This window comes from Xylanibacter brevis P6B11, from assembly GCF_000621825.1.
GTDB lineage: Bacteria > Bacteroidota > Bacteroidia > Bacteroidales > Bacteroidaceae > Prevotella > Prevotella brevis.
In genome coordinates this window covers 179997-199489 of sequence record NZ_KK211352.1, presented here as the reverse complement: position 1 = coordinate 199489, position 19493 = coordinate 179997, and the positions used below count along the sequence as shown (strand labels likewise).

The 19493-nt window shown below is 53.6% G+C and carries 12 protein-coding genes and 1 tRNA gene; 4 read left to right on the top strand and 9 right to left on the bottom strand.

Annotated elements, in window-relative coordinates:
* Positions 1 to 19: 19 nt before the first annotated feature.
* From T496_RS0110570 to T496_RS13980, 5 genes are read right to left on the bottom strand one after another with little or no spacing between them, the layout of a single operon-like run.
* Complete coding sequence (locus tag T496_RS0110570; protein WP_044111106.1) at positions 20 to 1951, bottom strand: glycoside hydrolase family 97 protein; 1932 nt, start codon at positions 1949 to 1951, stop codon at positions 20 to 22.
* Positions 1952 to 1959: 8 nt separating this feature from the next.
* On the bottom strand, positions 1960 to 5007 hold the full coding sequence (locus T496_RS0110565) for a C10 family peptidase (RefSeq protein ID WP_081783623.1): 3048 nt from the start codon (positions 5005 to 5007) through the stop codon (positions 1960 to 1962).
* 40 nt (positions 5008 to 5047) lie between these two features.
* On the bottom strand, positions 5048 to 6313 hold the full coding sequence (locus tag T496_RS0110560; protein ID WP_155808866.1) for a hypothetical protein: 1266 nt from the start codon (positions 6311 to 6313) through the stop codon (positions 5048 to 5050).
* Between the two features lie 19 nt (positions 6314 to 6332).
* A complete protein-coding gene (locus tag T496_RS0110555) occupies positions 6333 to 7253 on the bottom strand; it encodes a SusF/SusE family outer membrane protein (protein ID WP_027450725.1) in 921 nt (306 codons plus the stop codon).
* A gap of 12 nt (positions 7254 to 7265) precedes the next feature.
* Positions 7266 to 9692: a glycoside hydrolase family 31 protein gene (locus T496_RS13980; RefSeq protein ID WP_081783622.1), complete on the bottom strand. Its 2427-nt coding sequence runs from the start codon at positions 9690 to 9692 to the stop codon at positions 7266 to 7268.
* Between the two features lie 508 nt (positions 9693 to 10200).
* Here T496_RS13980 and greA point away from each other — a divergent pair.
* Together greA and T496_RS0110540 are read left to right on the top strand one after the other, a co-directional pair.
* Complete coding sequence (greA, locus tag T496_RS0110545; protein ID WP_027450724.1) at positions 10201 to 10668, top strand: transcription elongation factor GreA; 468 nt, start codon at positions 10201 to 10203, stop codon at positions 10666 to 10668.
* Between the two features lie 129 nt (positions 10669 to 10797).
* Complete coding sequence (locus T496_RS0110540) at positions 10798 to 11187, top strand: HIT family protein (RefSeq protein WP_027450723.1); 390 nt, start codon at positions 10798 to 10800, stop codon at positions 11185 to 11187.
* Here the strand turns inward: T496_RS0110540 and T496_RS0110535 are convergent.
* Positions 11184 to 12275, bottom strand: coding sequence for a mannose-1-phosphate guanylyltransferase (locus tag T496_RS0110535; RefSeq protein WP_027450722.1), 1092 nt, complete (start codon positions 12273 to 12275; stop codon positions 11184 to 11186). The genes T496_RS0110540 and T496_RS0110535 overlap by 4 nt on opposite strands.
* A gap of 136 nt (positions 12276 to 12411) precedes the next feature.
* Between T496_RS0110535 and T496_RS0110530 the strand changes: the two genes are divergently transcribed.
* Positions 12412 to 12493 (top strand) — tRNA-Leu (locus tag T496_RS0110530).
* Between the two features lie 78 nt (positions 12494 to 12571).
* The gene (locus T496_RS13975) at positions 12572 to 13489 is read left to right on the top strand and encodes a bifunctional hydroxymethylpyrimidine kinase/phosphomethylpyrimidine kinase (RefSeq protein ID WP_044111101.1); all 918 of its coding nucleotides are present in this window, start codon (positions 12572 to 12574) and stop codon (positions 13487 to 13489) included.
* A 555-nt stretch (positions 13490 to 14044) separates the two neighbouring features.
* Here T496_RS13975 and asnB read toward each other — a convergent pair.
* From asnB to T496_RS0110510, 3 genes are all read right to left on the bottom strand, one after another.
* Positions 14045 to 15745: an asparagine synthase B gene (gene asnB / locus T496_RS0110520; RefSeq protein WP_027450721.1), complete on the bottom strand. Its 1701-nt coding sequence runs from the start codon at positions 15743 to 15745 to the stop codon at positions 14045 to 14047.
* Positions 15746 to 15788: 43 nt separating this feature from the next.
* Complete coding sequence (locus T496_RS0110515) at positions 15789 to 17528, bottom strand: amidophosphoribosyltransferase (protein ID WP_027450720.1); 1740 nt, start codon at positions 17526 to 17528, stop codon at positions 15789 to 15791.
* Positions 17529 to 17617: 89 nt separating this feature from the next.
* Entirely contained in the window at positions 17618 to 19258 is a 1641-nt protein-coding gene (locus tag T496_RS0110510; RefSeq protein ID WP_027450719.1) for a CTP synthase, read from the bottom strand.
* Between the last annotated feature and the right edge of the window lie 235 nt (positions 19259 to 19493).

Genomic DNA, 19493 nt, shown 5'->3' with positions numbered 1-19493 from the left:
AAGTATTGGAAAGGATGCCTTACTCGATGACACCACACCAACCACCGTTGCGTGTCAGCTTGATGGTCATGGTGGTAGCAGGCGATACGGGCTGCTGGCGCTTCTTGTAGTCAACGGCAATGCGATAGGCGTTCTTACCGTCTTCGAACGAGGTCAGCTGACCGCTGGTCTTCAGGAAGTTGAGGTTCAGCTTGAGCTCCTGAGCATTGTTGGCAGTGATAGCACCCAGATACCACTTGTTGCCCTTGCGCTTAGCTACGGCATAGTAGCTGCCGGCCTTGGCTGCCAGCACGCGGGTCTCGTCCCAGGTGGTGGGAACAGAGGCAATGAAACGGGTGCATTCGTCCTCGCGCAGATAGCGGGTAGGACTGTCGGCCAGCATCTGGAAGGCGCTCTCGAAGACCACATACATGGCCATCTGATAGGCGCGGGTGCCAGTGCCCTGAGGCAGCGAGACACAGCTATGGTTGTCTTCGGGCTGTGCAGACTGCATAGAACCGGGGGTGAAGTCCATGCCGCCCACGGCATTACGCATGAATGGCTGCCAGATGGTGTTCTCGGTGCGGCACCACTGGTTGTTCTCCATGCCGCGAACGCCCTCGTAAGAGACGATGTTTGGATAGCGCATCTCAAGACCTGCAGGCTTGAACGATCCGTGGAAGTCAACCATCAGCTTGTTGTCTGCACAAGCCTTAGCCACACGCTCGTAGAAGTTCACCATCCATTGGTCGCTGTGGTCCATGAAGTCAACCTTCAGACCCTTGACACCCATCTTAGCATAGTAGGGGATCAGGTCCATGTTCTGCTCTACGGTGAGCCATGACAGCCAGAGCCACACGCCGACACCTTTCTCGCGACCGTAGTCCACCAGTTCTTTCACATTGATGTCGTCGATGGTGACGAAGGGGTTGCGAACGTCCTTGTTCCAGCCCTCGTCCAGCAGGATATACTCGATGCCGTACTTCGACGAGAAGTCGATGAAGTACTTATAAGTTTGGTTGTTGATGCCAGTGACGAAGTCCACGTCCCATACGGTCCAATGGTTCCACCAGTCCCAGCTTACCTTTCCCGGACGAATCCATGAGGTATCGGCCAGTTGGCTCTTGCCTCCCAGGATGCGTTCCATCTCGTTGGCAGCAATGGTAGCATCGTCACCGATAACAAGGAAACGCCAGGGCAGACTGCGGTTGGCCGATGTGCGGGCAATGTAGTTGCCCTCCTGTGTGATGGTCTCGCTGCGGTCGCCTCGTGGCTCCCACTTCTCGGGCGAACGAGGATGAATAGCTGTAAGACCATTATTGCCCGTGCTCTTGAGGAACATGGCAGGATAGTCGCGCAGATCACTCTCAGAGAAGAGCAGCTTGGTACCCTTCTGCGTCTCCAGCAGGATGGGCAGGTGGGTCATTTTGTCGTTGGCCTTGTAGGCATTGGTCTGAAGATGTGAGTATTCCTCTTCATAGGACGTCATGAACTCGCCGCACTGTGAGAGGTGGGCTGTCATGTTCTGAGCCAGGTTGAGGGTCATGCCTTCGTTGACAATATCGGTGGTGCCTTTGCCTTTCAGGATGAAACGATAGGCCACACCATTATCGTAAGCGCGGAACTCCACGTCGTAGTTGTCGGCGAACTTCAGTGTCAGCACGTTGGCCACGTTGGGGGTCACGGCATTCTTCAAGGGAACCAGGTTTTTAATCTGTTCGTTGATAGATGAACGCTTGGCTTGACGCAGGCGTGGCTTGACGCCCAGCAGCTTTTTGCCGTTTTGCAGCGAGATACCACTGGGGCTGAGCAGCTGTTCGGCGCCTTTCTCGACAGCGAACGACAGGCTGTCGCCGATTGCTATATTTACACGGATTTCACCACTGGGTGATGTGAGAGTCAAGGCTTTCTGGGCCATCATGCTCAGTGGCATCATGGCTAGAATGGCCAGGTTAAGGAATAATTTTCGCATAGTTTTTTTTAGTGTTTGATATATTTTTTATTGTTAAGAATGTAGATTCCTTTCTGCTTGCCCGAAGAGCGGCGGCCCTGCAGGTCGTAGATGACGTCAGAAGACTGCTGGCGTGGGGTGGTGGTGATGCCTAGCACCTCTTCCATGCCGATGACGATGTCCTCAGCCTCTGTGGGCGCAACGAGCCATGCACGGAAAGCATCTACCGATGTGGCAGCCTCGGCATGAACAAAGGCAGTGCCAGCTTCGTTGATAACCATTGCATCTGCGCCTGTGTTGCTAGCGTTTGTAGTACCAACAAACTGGTAGTTGTCGGTCATGGCCTTCATGACCGATGCAGAGTTCAGCACGGTGGCGTCTTTACTATAAAACGTAATTGTGTCCTGTTTTGTTGTGTAGAAGATGTGAGGCACACCAGCTTCCATCTTCTCTACAGCCTCGAAGTGGGCAATGCCGTCTTCCTCGCGGTCGAATGCCTTCACAACGGTGTGCGAAGGAAGCTGAGAAACTTCGAAAGGCAGGGTGATGGTCTCCCATTTTGCGGTGTTGGCAGGACGCTTATAATTAATCTCCTTAGCTTTGAAGCGCTTGGGCGACATGAAGTTCTTGCCGTCAATCAGGGTGATGCGCGCAGCCTCGCCGTTGATGATGGTATTGGCGTTCTCCAGACCCTTGGTCTCCTTAGTCAGGAAGTAGAGTGTGTTGGGGTTGTTGTTAGGACGCACCGATCTGATGAGGCTGTTGATGCTGGTCATATCCACAGCCACGGCTTCGGAAGGAATGGTGTAGGTTGCCTTTCCAGCAGTTCCCTTCAACTCGTTGTCGATGGTCCAGTACATAACACCTTTCTGAGTGGTACCCATGTCCTTCAAACCACCATCGTTGATGTCTCCACCCTGGCTGTCGCCATAGATAATGCTCATATTGTATTTAGCACCTAAGGCAAGGTTGTCGAAGTTGAAACTCAGCTCGGCAGTCTCGCCTGGTTCAATGTGTGCAGGCACCATGATGCTGTTGGCACCATAGAAATAGCCATTGCTTTCCAGTTTGAACAGCCAGAGGCGGATGTTGTCGTCGTAAGTCTCGTTAGCATTGTTGCGAACGGTTACCGTGCCCTGCATGCGGTCGCCATAAACGGTGTTGCTGCTTTTGTTGTTGATGGTGTGTGAAACATAGCGCAGGTTGCGATTGCGGGTGATACCCTCTTCGGTGATGTCAACGGTGGCGTGTGCAATGACGTTGTTGCCGCGGTTGTCTGTAGAGAGCCAGATGTTCCATGTGCCGGTCTTCTCGGGTTTGAAGATGAACGAGCTGGTGGTCTCACCGCCTTCGGTCATGGTGACAGCCGTGCGTCCGATGCTAGTACCTTTATCTTCGGTCTGGCTGACTAAGATATGAATTTCGCGATAGTACTCGTCGGCATTGTTCTTGAAGTTCACGCTGATGGGCTGGTTCTCGTTGACCTTATGGTTGCCGGGGAAGGTGATGCCCGTCACGGTGACGTCCTCAACGGGATGCATGCTGAGTGTGATGTTGTTTTCACCGTCAACCTCTGCCAGGATATAGCGGATGGCAGGGTTCACGTGCGTCTGCCAATCAGAGCTGGCGCTGCGTTTGCTGATGGGCACTAGGTGATAGGTGCCTGGCTGCAGATTGGTAATCTGGAACTCCAAACCAAAATAGTAGTTTGCGCCGAGTTCCCTGTTCGTCTGGCTGGCAATAGGTATGAGCTTGCCAGCTTCGTTGATATAGCCAATACCCATGTCCCACTGGCCACTTGTGCCCGACCAGTTGACGTAGTTGGCAAAGAACTTATTGCCGTCACGTAGTTCCCAGTCGTTGACAGTCAGTTTAGGCTGCTCGCGTGGAGCAACGATATTGTCGGACAGACGCAGGCCGATGATAGCATCCTGTCCCATGTTGTAGCCGTCGGGGGTAGCGCTAGCACCGATACCGCTGTTGTTGTCGGGAGCCATCACGTCGATGCGGAAGTAGCCGTCGTCAAGACTTCCCCAGCCCCAGTTCACGTGATAGAGACCCTGAATGTCGTAGCCGTCGAGCACGAAAGCGTGTGCACCGCCCGAGTTGGAAGCTGCAAAGGCAATGGGATGGCCCGTGGCCAGCTCGTTGTAGAGCAGGTTGTTCCAACTGTCGATGCTGTGATTGCTGCGGTTCTCGATGTGAGCACCGTCGTCAAAGCCGAAGTTGTTGATCAGTGTCTTGACACCTTCGGGGAAACCAGCGCCCGATGAAGGACCGTAGCCCATCTTGCAGCCCACGCCCACATAGAGCATCAGCTGAGCAATGGCGGTCTTCTGAGCTTGCGTCTCGCTGCCGTTATAGTTGTCGAGCATGTTGTCCCAGTCGATCACGGCACCCTTCTTGATGCCCTGAATGGTAACGGTGCGCGTGCCGCTGGTGGTTTTGTAATCTACCGTATAGTTTGGAATGGTGCGCAACAGCGCCTCAGGCTGACGATAGTAGTTGATAACCTGAGCAATGGCTGTAGCCACACAACCCGTAGCACTGCGGTCGCCTTCGGTGCCGTCTTCCCTGATATATCTGGGACAGAGGTCGTTGTAGGGACTGCCTTGGTTCCAGGTGGTGGTCATCAGTGGCGCAATGTTGTGCTTGGCAGGCTGCGCCATAGGTTTGGCGTCGCCAGCCTTGGCAGGCGCCCTTTTAACGGTAGTCGTGCCAATGGCATTGATCTGTGACTCATAGCTGTTCAACAGCCATTTCAATCCTTCGGGCATATTGTCGGCATCGAAATGTCCCTGGTCGGTATAACCGAGCACAGACGGTGTGCGGTCGTCGCCTGAGATGATCACAAAGCCACGGTTAGCGTCGGCATTGAAGATATAATAGGAAGCCTCGTCGGCAGTGCCTTGCCCCAGACGTGGAGCTTTGGCGGGTGTCTTTTCCGAAAGGTTGATGCCGCGCTCGCTCAAGAACTGACGAGCCTGCTGGCGTGCTTGGTTGACAGATACTGTTGCTGCTTGCAAAGAAAGGCCCATGAGCAGAGCCATAGCAGTTGTAATTTTGTGCTTAATCATTATTACGTTTTGGTTATTTAGTTTGGTTATATTATTGCTTTTATCTCACTACGAATTTATGTTGGTCTTTCACGTAGATGCCTTTGTGTTGAGGCTGCTGTACGGGTTGTCCTTGCAGGTTGAAGACCGTATCGTCCTTGCTTGCTTGGCTCACGGTCTTGATACCTTCGGTGTCGTCTATCTTTTCGATTTTCAGCGAACTGATACGCAGTGTCCAGGCTGCCAAACGTGAGTAATCACCGCCAGTCCAGCTGTTGCTGGTGCCGGTCAGGTCGGCCTCCTGATAGGCAGTCAGTCGATAGCCTTCGGCCAATTTCATAGACATAATCTCCTTCATGCCGATGCCGTGGTTAGACAGCTCACCGGCGCAATAGGTGCCAGGTGCCAGACTAACGGCATAACCAGCATAGTTGTTTCGGCTGAAGACCGTGACCACGGGCTCTTCTTCCTGCTTTGGAGGGAACACACGGTTGATGGACGAGGCCCATTTGTTCAGGTTCCAGGTTTCATCATTATACACCCAGAGGAAACCGCCCGTCACGTTGTTGTTGTCGTGCCAAGACTGCATCTTCTCTATGCAGATGTCCAGGCTTGAGCCATCCTGGTAGTTCTCACGACCGGCATGCAAGGGGATATTGCCCAGGTGCCAATCGCTTGGGTTGTTGTTCGTACCGCCGCCATAGCACTGAATCAGCACACAGTCGCATGCACCGGCACGCTTGTTGTTCAGCTGTGACACAAGGCTCTGCCAGAACGACTTGTTCATATAGGGAGCCACGGTGGTCTTGTAGCCCAGGTCGTACATCATGGTGTGGAACTTCACAGCGGTGGCGACATCATAGCAGTGTTCATCGTCGTTGTTGACGGCCTCAACCCAGGGAAGAGCCTCTTTCAGAGCCTTGAAGTTCTTGTAGAGAATGGTGTTTGAGCCAGTGCCTTGAGCGTTGATCAGATCCTTGATGCGATAATACGACTCGTTGCCCCAACCGCCAATACAAATCTCCAGGCGCTGGATGCCTGTGGGCCAGGTCTTCAGGGCCTCCACATCCTCCACGTAGTGAGGCTGTTGGTTGGCAAAGACATAGACGCCATCCTTACAGATGGTCTCGCCGTCGGTGGTTAGTGTACCGTCGGTTTCTACGTTGACATTAAACAGGATGGCATACGTGAAACCAGAGTTTTTTAGTTTAGTTACGGTGTTAGGGCGCTCACGTCTGATATGACCACCCACATAGATACCCGATTGGGCTGCCATATCGGCAGCCCACAAAAGGGTGATAAGCAATGTTGCTATCAGTTTACTCATTATTACTTAATACTATTTATTATATTTTTCTTTTCGCGACTTTAATGATTCGTCCGTCAGTTCTACGTATGATGTTCAGTCCCGGACCGAGCGACGCTCGTTTCATGCCGTTCAGGTCATAGACCGATGCCGGTGTGCCTGCCTCACCTTCTGTTGTGCTGATGCCCAGCACCTCCTGTGTCTGATAACTGCTGGCAGGTAGCAGTTCTGCGTGGATGGTCTCGCTGTAGAGGTTCACGGTGATGCGGTATCTGCCGTTCTTGGTCACCTTCCACTTGTTGTCATTACCCCCGATGCACACCTGTTGGGCATCCAGGATGTCTTCACCATGCTGATAGGGGTGAAGTTCGCGTGGTCCCCAGGTCATCTGACCTTCCAGTTTGAAGTAACCGGGTTCCACCACATTATTATAGATGCCCAGCTCACCTTCCCATGTAAAGAGGTAGGGGTCCTCATGGTCGCGCACAAAGGGCAGCATGTTGTCTCGTTTCCATTCAGTGTTGTCGGCACCGTTGCGAAAAGCGCTACCAGCTATCAGCAACTCGTTCCAAGGCAAGAAGAGTTCGCCCTGCAACTTCTTGTCGTTGGGCGTGATCACAAAATGATAGTAGTCTTCCTGAAACGACACCACCCATCCGGGCTGGCTGGCATCCTTGGTGGTGACATAGTTGAGGCCCTTGTTGATCAGGTATGAGTCTGTCAACTGAGGTTTCAGAAACTGGGTGACACCCTCCTGGTAGGTCTCGGTGGTCATCACTTTCACCTCGCCCACGTTCAGCGCACCTTTGAAAGCAAAGTTGCCGTTGGGCAGTTTTGCCAGTTGTTGCGTATCGTTGGGCACGGCACTTCCTGTGGCCCAAAGGGCGGTGAAGCCTTGTGCTGCCAGGCTTGCGGGCAGTAGTAACGTGATGAGCAGTAGGATGGTTTGTATCTTCTTCATAGGGGTCCTTGCTTATTGGATAACTTTCTGCGTTGTAATGTTGCCATCGCTCCAGGTGCGACGTACGATGTAGGGATGACCGATCTCGGGGCGTGCCAGTTCGCGACCCTGCATGTCGAAGAAGCGCTCGCTCTGCATGTTGCGTGTGGTGGCGTCCTGTATCTGCTCGGTCCAGTGCTGCACGTCGATGTTTACCGGCTGGTTGCAGTCGCGCTTGTCGATGGTGACGGTGACTGTTCCGGTCGTCTCGTCGAAGGTCCAGGTGTCAACCACCTGTCCGTCAACCTTCACACAGTCGGGCATTGTCTCGCCCAGGAACATCACGGTGTATTTGCGTGCCTCGATCATGCCCTTGTAGGCGCCTTCGCGCGGACTGATGCTCACGATGCGACGGTCCGTGCCCATGGTCTGGGTGATGGTGGTGTTCGTATAGGCATCCTCCATATAGCCCTGCGTGTCGCCCTCGTCCTCGTAGAGCACGGTACTGCCTTCAGCACCAGGCACTACCTTCAGCACCAGTTCCTCGGCCTGCGTCTTCAGGTTGTCCATGTGGGGATTGCAAGGGATGATGGCACCAGCCTTGATGAAATAAGGTATCTCGTTCATGGCATAGAAGTCGCTGATGGTCTGCTCGCCTTCGATGAGGCGGTGGCGACACACGTCGTACCATGTGCCCTTGGGGAGCCATGTGCGGCGGAACGTCTTCTCAGCATCTTCTGCTGCAGTGGTGACGGGCGATACCAGGATGTCGTCGCCAAACATATATTCGCCTTCCTGACGATAGGACTCGTTCTCCTCGGGCCACTCGTAGTACAGTGGGCGACAGATAGAGATACCGGTGTCGTAGGCCTGACGGGCCGCTGTATAGATATAGGGCATCAGCTCGTAGCGCAGGTTCACGCACTCCAGCAGCAAGGGGAAGTTGTCGTACTTCCAGATGCGGCGCTCGTTGCCTGCCTGACTGGCTCCGTGGGTGCGGAAGATGGGGCTGAATACACCAAACTGCAGCCAGCGCAGCATCAGTTCGGGGTTGGTCTCGCCAATCTGCAGATGACCGCCAATGTCGTGGCCCCAGTAGCCGAAGCATACATTCGAGGCGGTGGCGGTGAAGTAGGGCTGGAAGGTCAGCGAACCGTAGGTGCCATAGGTGTCGCCCGAGAAGCCGATGGGATAGCGGTGGCTACCCATGCCGCCCCAACGGTGGAAGATCATGGGGCGACGGTCTTTGCGGTTCAGACGCATGTCGTTGAAGAACACGTGGTTACACCAGAAGGTCTCGCTCAGTCCGGGGGTGGCATCGCTGGTCAGGTTCTGTTGCCAGTCAAGCCACCAGAAGTCAACACCTTGTTTCTCGCGGTCACGAATGATGCGGTCGAACATGGCGCGATAGAACGTAGAGTCTTCCAGTTCCCAGGGGATTCGGTCCACACTGGTGCTCAGTCCCATGTCGTCTCTCATCTCCGAGAAGTGCTCCTCATAGCTGGCCACGCCATCGGCGGGGTGCAGGTTCAGTGATACCTTCAGTCCCTGGTCGTGCATCCAGCGGATCAGTCCTGTGGGGTTGGGGATGATATCCTTGTTCCAGGTCCATCCGGTCCATCCGTCCAGGTGCCAGTCCATGTCCATGATCATCACGTCGATGGGTATCTTGTTCTTCTGGATCTCGTTGACCAGACTGAGAAAGTCAGACTGTGTATAGCGCTGATACTTGCTGTACCAGTAGCCCAGCGCATAGATTGGTGGGAGCGGCTGTCGGCCGGCAATTTTGATATAGTCGCCGATGGCCTTCTTATAGTCGTGACCATAGCCCATGAAGTACCAGTCGTAGGCATTGGCATCTACGGGTTTTGCCACCCAGTCGATGCCGTCCACCTGCTTGTCGAAGGCAAAGGTGGTGGAGCCGTCGCCGCGTGTGGTGCGGGGCGACTCGTCGATGATGGCCCATCCGCCGCGCGAGATGATACCGTCTTCCAGGTCGTTGCGGTAGTTGTCGCCGCTGCCGCCGTCCAGTGTTCTACGCGTACCTTTTAGGTTAAGCGCATCCTCTTTGCCAGGATACCAGGTCACGTTCACGCCGTTCACCTTCATGGTGATGCTGAGATTGTTGGGCGACTTCATCGCGGGATTGATAGCCGAGCCCACCTTGTAGCGCAGGGTGAGCTTGTCGGTCTCGATGTAGAGATAGCCACCCTCTTCGCGGGTGGTATATTTTGGTACCGCAAGACGACGATTGATGACTGCAAAGGTAGCACGGTCTTCAAATTTTGAAGTGCTGCTGAACTGGATGCGAATCATCTCGGGTGTCAACACAGTGAATCGTGCACGGCCCGAGGTGACGATGGCCTCTGGGTCTGCCTGCGGATTGGGACTTTCTACTGCTGCGGCCAGCTGCACCACGCAGCCGACCAACAGCGTCAACAAAGAAACAATTTTCTTCATTCTAACAATAAAAACCTAACTAAAACTATTACTAACTTTTTCTCCGGCAAAGTTCGGCATTTTCTTCCTATTTTCTATGGAGAAACCGATTTGTATAAGTGGTTTTTGAATTATACAAATTGTAATAGACTGATTTCTAACTGGTTAAAATTTTGCTGACGCTGGTTTTGTATTAACATAATATTGGTGAATTTTGATTATACATGGGTCCAAAATTACAAAATTTAATCCGTTTTCAACGTCTTTTCTCCTGTTAATGCATTCTTCAGAGGTGCTTTTGACCAAATAGTGGCCTTGCTTGACACGATATTTTCCAAACGCCCCCGTCGGACCAAAAAAACTTTGTGCTAAAAAAATTTGGCGGATTCGGGAAAAATGCCTAACTTTGCCTGCGAATAAGAAAAGGTAAAAGAAGAAAATTAGAGATAACGAGGATTCCGACTTTACGAGATAGTCGGGATTCTTTGTTTTTTGATTTTTCTATATTAATGAACCAAAAATTGTAAATATGTCATACATGTCACAAGAGGGCTATGATAAGCTCATAGCCGAGTTAAAACGTTTGGAGGGTGTTGAGCGCCCTAAGGCATCGGCCGCCATCGCTGAAGCACGCGACAAGGGCGACCTGAGTGAGAACAGTGAGTATGAAGCCGCCAAGGAGGCTCAGGCTCATCTGGAGTCGAAAATTAACCAGTTGAAGCAGGCCATCACCGAGGCTAAGATTGTGGACACCTCTCGTCTGAGCACCGACTCAGTGCAGATCCTGTCGAAGGTGGAGATGACCAACCTGGCCAACAAGGCCCGCATGACCTATACCATCGTGAGCGAGAGCGAGGCCAACCTGAAGGAAGGCAAGATCTCTATCACCACGCCTATCGCGCAGGGACTGCTGAACCACAAGGTGGGCGACGAGGTAGAGGTGCAGATTCCACGTGGTACCATCAGACTGCGCATCGAGAAAATCACAATCGGATAAACTGTGAGTTGAGAACTGAGAGTTGAGAACTGAGAGATATGATTAGATTTTATTTGCGTTGAATCAATGCTGAGAGTCGTCATATCCCTCATTTCTTTTTTTTTTATCTTATATATATAAATAAGGAATATGGATATATTCAGTAAGATTGCTGCTGGCGAGATTCCCAGCTACAAGTGTGCCGAGAACGAGAAGTTCTATGCTTTCCTCGACATTAGTCCGGTGGCTAAGGGCCACACACTGGTCATTCCACGTCGCGAGGTGGACTACATCTTCGACATGGACGACGATGAACTGGCCGAGTATCAGGTGTTTGCCAAGCGCGTGGCCGCTGCCCTGAAGAAGGCATTCCCCTGCAAGAAGGTGGCTCAGGTGGTGCTGGGTCTTGAAGTGCCCCACGCACATATCCACCTCATCCCCATGAACACCGAGGCCGATGTGGACTTCCGCAAAGAAAAACTGCACCTCTCGGAAGAAGAGATGCAGCATATTGCAGAGGAGATTAGAAAGAACTTCTAAACATATTCTTCACCATAGCGTATGCCAACCTCGTTGACATACTTGCGAATGAGCGACGATGAGTCGCTCTTTTTGCATATCAGCAGTACGTCGCCCTGCTCGGCCACGATGTAGCCTTCCAGTCCGTTGATCACGCCGATATGCCCTTTGGGCAACTTGATGATGTTGTCCTTGCACTCTTCGAGAATGACCTCCGAGTCGATGACCACGTTGTCATTCTCCTGTTTCTGCATACATTCGTAGATGGCGTGCCACGTTCCGATGTCGGCCCAACCGAAGCTGCAGCACATCACAAACACATCCTCAGACATTTCCAGTGCGGCCTTGTCCATCGACAGGTTGGGATAGGCCGGATAGTGCATGTTCACGTAGGCATCGACCTCCTCTTTCGACTGCATTTCCAGCAGGTCGGCCAGGCGGTGGGGCAGGTCTTTGATCACTTCGATGAAAAACTTGCGCAGGTGGTTCACGTCGGCTATGTAGATACCCGTGTTCCACAGAAACTCACCACTGTCCATAAACATCTGAGCAAACTCGCGTTCGGGCTTCTCGGTGAACGACTGCACCTTGTAGATGTTGTCCTTCAGCGTGTGGTCGCCCATCTGAATATAGCCGTAGCCCGGTTCGGGGCGCGACGGCTTGATGCCCATGGTCAGTATGAAGTCCTTGCCGGCGGCAAACTCCAGTCCGTCGGTGATGTCCTTGCAGAAAGCTTCTTCGTTGAAGATGATCTGGTCGGCAGGCACCACCACGATGCGTGCCTCCGGACAACGTCGGTGGATGGTGACGCCAGCCCACGCCACGGCAGGCGCCGTGTTGCGGTTCACGGGTTCATAGAGTATGTGTTCATCGTCCAGCTCGCCCAGCTGCTCGTGCACCAGCGTGTCAAACTCCCTGCACGTACATACGTAGATATTCTCTTTCGGCAGTAGGGCTGCCATGCGGTCGAAGGTGGTCTGTAAGAGTGTTTTTCCGGTGCCAAAAAAGTCGATAAACTGCTTCGGACGGTCGGTCCTACTCGATGGCCATAGGCGCTTGCCGCGGCCTCCTGCTAAGATGACACAATAATTATTGCTGTTTTTTTCCATACATCAGATTAGAAAGTTTATGATTCCTGGGTGCTAAGATACGAAATAATCATGATAGCACCAAGTAAAATGCAGATTTTTTCAGAATATTTTGCGGGAATGAAAAAAATGTTGTATCTTTGCACCCGCTTTAAGAGCCCAGATGGCGGAATCGGTAGACGCGCTGGTCTCAAACACCAGTGGGGCAACCCGTCCCGGTTCGACCCCGGGTCTGGGTACAAAAGCTCAAGAAGCATGGAGTGCTGCAAGGGAAACTTTGCGGCACTTTTCATTTTAACCAAGAAAAGGAAAATGAGATGAACAACAGACAGACCATACTGACCATCACCGGTAGCGACGGCACTGGCTGGTCGGGCGTACAGGCCGACATTCAGCTGATACATGCGCTGGGAGGCAAGGCGGCATCAGTCATCACGTCGATCACGGTGCAGAACACGCTGGGTATTCAGGAGTTCTACGACCTGCCCGCAGCTGTCGTTCAGCAGCAGGTAGAGGCCATCGTCAATGACCTTCAGCCTCAAATCGTCAAGATCGGTCTGCTGCGCCGCACAGACGTGGTAGAAGTGCTGGCCGGCGTGCTGAGCAAATACCGCCCCCAGCACGTCATCTACGCCCCAGTGCTGCATTCGGCCAAGGGCGAACTGCTGGTGCTGCCGCGTGTCTATGAGGTCATCCAGCGCCTGCTGATGCCCCTGTGCACCATCATCCTCTCGCCTTCCGACCTGCCCCCTGGCCCTCGTCGTCACGGACATGCCAACCAGTTGGCCTCGGCCCTGGCCTACTATCTCAGTCTGGGCGAAACAGAGGCAGACGCCATGCTCCATGCTCAGACCTATCTCCGTACGCTGCCTGCCGACTATGCCGAGGGCAACACCCGCAGCGACGAACTCTACAATCAGTTCCTAGCCACCGTCGAGCGCTACTTCCACCGCTATGCCGACGTGGCTTTCTATGCCGAACAGCTTAATGTCAGCGCCCGCTACCTGGGGCAGGTGACGCGTCGCACCGCCAACCGCTCGCCCAAAGCCATCATCGACGAGCGCATCATCAGCGAGATCACCTCGCTGCTCACCTCCACCCATCGTCCCCTCAAAGACATTGCCCAGCGCCTGGGCTTCTCGTCGCAGGCCCACCTCTCGCGCTACTTCAAGAAGCACAAAGGCTGTTCGCCGTCCGAGTATCTTCAACAACTGAAGTCTGGCGGCCAGTCATAATGTCGCAAGGACCATCCCCAAACATCACTTTAGTGCCCTAATAGTGCCCGTATGATCTCCCAATAGTGCCACTTTTACCATGCAATAGTGCCACTTTTGCATCCGTTCTAGACTCTAGAACACCCAGATCTAAAGTCTAGACCGCTCCATTCCAGAGTCTAGATTCCCCTCTTCCAGACTCTAGAATCGTTCATTCCAGAGTCTAGAATAAATCCCATACTTCCCGTATTACATTCTGAAAGCTGCCATATTCCCCCTCTTTTGGGCTCATATAGCATCACCATTCCGCCCCTTTTGTTGCGCAAAAAGCAGTGAGTTACGAGCACAAGGAAAAGCATGCAGCCTTCCTGTCAATGCCCGTTAGCGAGCGTAACGATTGACTATGAGAGAAAGCAAATGGCGGCAGATGCTTTTCACAAGCCTCTGCCGCCGTAGCAATAATAAAACCTATAAAAAGTGAATATCAATATGCTTGTTCATGCACGCCTTTGCAATGTGAGGACATTCCGTTAATAGGCCTGCTCATGCACGCCTTTGCAATGTGTGGACATTCCGTTAATAGGCCTGCTCATGCACGCCTTTAACGGCACGACCCGAGGGGTCGTTCATGTTTTTGAAAGCCTCGTCCCACTCCAGGGCTTTGGCCGTAGAACAGGCTACGGAAGCCTCGCTGGGCACGCTAAGTGCAGCAGAGTCGCTGGGGAAGTGCTCGGCGAAGATGGAGCGATAGTAGTACTCCTCCTTGTTCTTGGGAGGGTTGATGGGGAATCGCTCGGCGGCGTGCGCCATCTGCTCGTCGCTCACGGCAGCAGCGGTGACGGCCTTCAGCGTGTCAATCCACGAATAGCCCACACCATCGCTGAACTGCTCTTTCTGGCGCCAGACCACCGCTTCGGGCAACATGTCGGCAAAGGCTTCGCGGACAATCTTTTTTTCAACAACCGAGCCTGGACACATCTTGGCCTCGGGGTTGGTGCGCATGGCCACATCGAGGAACTCCTTGTCGAGGAAGGGCACACGGCCCTCTACGCCCCAGGCCGAGAGACTCTTGTTGGCACGCAGACAGTCGTAGAGGTGCAACTTGGAGAGCTTACGAACAGTCTCCTCGTGAAACTCCTTGGCGTTGGGCGCTTTGTGGAAGTAGAGGTAGCCACCAAAGATCTCGTCGGCGCCCTCGCCACTGAGCACCATCTTGATGCCCATCGACTTGATGACGCGTGCCAAGAGATACATAGGTGTAGAGGCGCGTACGGTGGTGACGTCGTAGGTCTCGATGAAGTAGATGACGTCGCGGATGGCATCGAGGCCTTCCTGTATGGTGTAGTTGATCTCGTGGTGTACGGTGCCGATGTGGTCGGCCACCATCTTCGCCTTAGCCAGGTCGGGGGCGCCCTTCAGTCCTACGGCAAACGAGTGCAGGCGGGGCCAGTAGGCCTTGGTCTGCGAGTTGTCCTCGATGCGGTGGGCAGCAAACTTCTCAGCGATGGCCGAGATGACGCTTGAGTCGAGTCCGCCCGAGAGCAGCACGCCGTAGGGTACATCGCTCATCAGCTGGCGCTTCACAGCACTCTCGAGTGCATCGTGGATAGCCTCTACGCTGGCGCCATTGTCCTTCACTGCGTCATAGTCGAACCAGTCGCGCTGGTAGTAGCGCTTCATGCCAGGGTCACAGCTCCAGTAGTAGTGGCCGGGCAGGAAAGGCTCGTAGCGCTCGCACTGGCCCTCGAGGGCTTTCAGCTCTGAGGCCACATACACGGTGCCGTCGGCATCGTAACCGATATAAAGAGGAATCACGCCAATGGGATCGCGGGCAATGAGGAACGCATCCTTCTCCTCGTCGTAGAGCGCAAAGGCGAAGATGCCACTCAGGTCTTCCAGGAAGTCGATGCCCTTTTCGCGGTAGAGCGCCAGGATCACCTCGCAGTCGCTACCCGTCTGAAACTCGTACTGGCCCGCATAGCGGCGACGAATCTCCTGATGGTTGTATATCTCGCCGTTGACGGCCAGCACCTGCTTGCGGTCGGGCGAGAAGAGCGGTTGACCGCCACTCTCGGGATCGACGATGCTCAGACGCTCGTGGGCCAAGATGGCCGAACCGCCACAGTAGATGCCGCTCCAATCGGGTCCGCGGTGACGTATCTTCTGACTCATTCTCAGCGCCTTTTCGCGCAGCGCTGGCGTCTGTTCCTGTTCACTGTTGCTCTGGCAAACCCCTTCTGGCGTTGCCGAGCGGAATATTCCAACGATTCCACACATAGTCTTTTTTCTAGTTTATTTTGGTTGTTTTTGTTGTTATAAGCTATTTCTGTAGGCTGTCGATGTAGTTCACAAAGGCCTTGTTGCAGAGTCGCATGCCACCCGGAGTGGGGTAGTGGCCCGTGAAGTACCAGTCGCCCGGATGATTGGGGCATGCCTCGTGCAGACCTTCGATGCTCTGGAACACCAGTTCGATGGGTGCCTGCATATCTTTCGGGCGCAGCATCTCTACAATCTTCTGGTTGATTTCGTCCACCGTGAAGGGCTCGTAGAGCTTTCTCACGTGGTTGGCCTCCATGGGGCGCTCCTTGCAGGCCTTATATACCTCCTGTATCAGTGCTTGTCCGTCGATGCGGGTGGTTTCCTCGAGTAGTGCCATGGTGGCGCGGAAGACGCAGAACTCCTCCAGGCGGGCCATGTCGATGCCGTAGTAGTCGGGGTAGCGAATCTGTGGCGAGCTGGACACCATCACAATCTTCTTGGGGTGCAGGCGGTCCAGAATCTTGAAGATACTCTCTTTCAGCGTGGTGCCGCGCACGATGGAGTCGTCGATGATCACGAGGTTGTCCACATGCGCCTTGAGCGAACCATAGCTGACGTCATAGACGTGGGCAGCCAGGTCGTTGCGCTCGTTGTTGGTAGAGATAAAGGTGCGCAACTTAATGTCTTTCCACACCACCTTCTCGGTGCGCACATTATAGCCCTGCTGACGGAAACCGTCGGTCATGCCATAGTAGGCCACCTCGGCCGTGTTGGGGATATACGAGAACACCGTGTTCTCCACATCGCTATCGATGGCCTTCAGGATGGCCGGCGTGAGCTGTACGCCCAGGCGCTTGCGCTCCTGATAGATGTCGCAGTCGGAACCACGGCTGAAGTAGATGCGCTCAAATGAGCAGGCACTCAACTGCTGTGCCGGCATGATCTGTTCCAAGTGGCTCTCGCCATTCTTTCTCACGATAAGCGCTTCGCCCGGCATCAGCTCGTGGATGTCTTCAGCCTGCAGGTCGAAGGTGGTCTGCAGCACGGGTCGCTCGCTGGCCAGTGCGATGATCTCATCGTCGCGATAGTAAAAGGCTGGACGTATGCCCCACGGGTCGCGCACCGAGAACATCTCGCCGCTGCCCGTCAGTCCGCACATCACGAAGCCACCATCATAGTGCTTCATGGTGGTGCGCAGCACGTTGGCCATCTTCATGTGATCCTCTATATAATTGGTGATGTCCAGTCCCTCCAGTCCCTGAGCCTTTGCCTCGTCGAAGCATTTCTCCACCTCGCGGTCCAGTCGGTGTCCCATCAGCTCGAGTGTGATGTACGAGTCGCTGTAGATACGTGGCGACTGACCTTGCGCTGTGATATAGTCAAAGACCTCGTCGATGTTGGTCATGTTGAAGTTGCCACACAGACACAGGTTCTTGGCTCGCCAGTTGTTGCGGCGCAAGAAAGGATGCACGTATTGCAGTCCGCTCTTGCCCGTGGTAGAGTAGCGCAAATGACCCATATAAAGCTCGCCCGCCATCTCTTCGGTCACTCTGCCAAATATCTCAGTGATGGCATTCTTGCCTTCGGCCTTCTCGCGGAACATATATTCTGTTCCTGCCTCCTTGCTCATGCTCACGGTGGCAAATCCAGCACCCTCCTGTCCGCGGTTGTGCTGTTTCTCCATCATCAGGTAGAGCTTATTGAATCCGTAGGCCCAGGTGCCATATTTCTTCTCGTAATAATCCAGCGGCTTCAGCAGGCGAATCATCGCCACGCCGCATTCATGCTTCAGTTGCTCCATTAATTATCAGTTGTCAATTATCAATTATCAATTCTCCGCTCAGCACTTGTGACGCTTTTACAAAGGCCATAGGCCGACTAAAAGAATTCTCAAAGGCATGCCTTAATGAATGACAAAAACAGGGGGTGTGGATTCAGCACCGTAGAGGTGTATTCGGGGTGGAACTGTGTGCCGATGTACCAGCGCTTCTCGGGTATCTCGACGATCTCCACCAGATTGGCATCGGGGTTGATGCCCACGCACTTCATGCCCGCAGCCTCATACTCCTCCTGATAGGCATTGTTGAACTCATAGCGGTGGCGGTGGCGCTCCTTGATGAGTGTCTCCTCGCCATAAGCTTCGTAGGTGCGACTGCCCTTCACCAGTTCGCAGCCGTAGGCACCCAGTCGCATGGTACCGCCCATCTGTGTGATGGTCTTCTGCTCCTCCATCATGTCGATCACGTTGTGTGGTGTCTCGGTGTCCATCTCGGCACTGTTGGCATCCTTATAGCCCAGCACGTTGCGAGCAAACTCGATGACCATCATCTGCATGCCCAGACAAATGCCGAAGGTGGGTATGTCGTTGGTGCGCGTGTACTCGGCAGCAATGATCTTGCCCTCAATACCGCGACTGCCGAACCCCGGACAGATGATGACTCCCTGCATGCCCTTCAACTTCTGAGCGATGTTTTGTTGTGTGATCTCCTCACTGTTTACAAAGTGCAGGCGCGCCTTCACGTCGTTGTAGATGCCCGCCAGGTTCAAGCTCTCGCGGATACTCTTGTAGGCATCCTGCAGGTCGTACTTGCCCACCAGTGCGATGTGTACCTCGGTGGTGGCGTTGCGTTGCTTGTCGAGGAAGGCGTGCCAAGGCTTCATGGCCGGTGTCTCGCCCACGGGGATACCTATCTTACGCATGATGGCGGCGTCTAGTCCCTGGTGCTGCATGTTCACAGGCACCTCATAGATAGACGACAGGTCTTCGCTCTGTATCACACACTCCAGGTCCACATTGCAGAACGAGGCCACCTTCATGCGCATGCCGTCGTCCAGATGGCGCTCGGTGCGCAGCACCAGAATGTCGGGTTGGATGCCCATGCCCTGCAGCTCCTTCACACTATGCTGTGTAGGCTTGGTCTTCAGCTCGTCGGCCGCTTTCAGATAGGGCACGTACGTCAGGTGTACGCATACGGCATTGCGTCCCAGTTGGTAGCGCAACTGGCGAATGGCCTCCATGAAAGGAGCACTCTCAATGTCGCCAATGGTGCCGCCCACCTCGGTGATGACGAAGTCGAAGGGCTCTCCTAACCTCCCCGAAGGGGAGGAACCATTCTCCCCTCCTTCGGAGGGGTCGGGGGAGGTCCTCAGCATCCTCCTCTTAATCTCATCGGTGATATGTGGCACTACCTGAATTGTCTTGCCCAGATAGTCGCCGTGGCGTTCGCGGTCGATGACCGTCTTGTAGATACGTCCTGTTGTGATAGAATTGTTTCGCGTGGTGTGAATGCCGGTAAAGCGTTCGTAGTGTCCCAGGTCCAGGTCGGTCTCGAATCCGTCTTCAGTCACGTAGCACTCGCCGTGCTCATAGGGATTCAGTGTGCCTGGGTCTATGTTGATGTAGGGGTCGAACTTCTGGATGGTTACCTTATAGCCGCGTGCTTGCAGCAGTTTTCCAATACTGGCTGAAATGATGCCTTTACCTAATGAAGACACCACGCCTCCTGTTACGAAAATGTACTTTGTTTCCATAAAACTTATCTATTTTATGGACTGCAAAATTACGCTTTCTCATGCGATTAGTCCCGCGAGGTGCCCAACTTTTTATCTACTTTTTTGCCCAAACTGATAATTCGAAAGGAAATTATATGATTTTCTTTCGGATTGAAATATTATCATGATGTAATGATAATACTGCGTCAGAGTGCTAAAAAAACTATATACAAATCCCCTTTTTATCGGCTTTTAACCGTCTTAAAACGGCAGA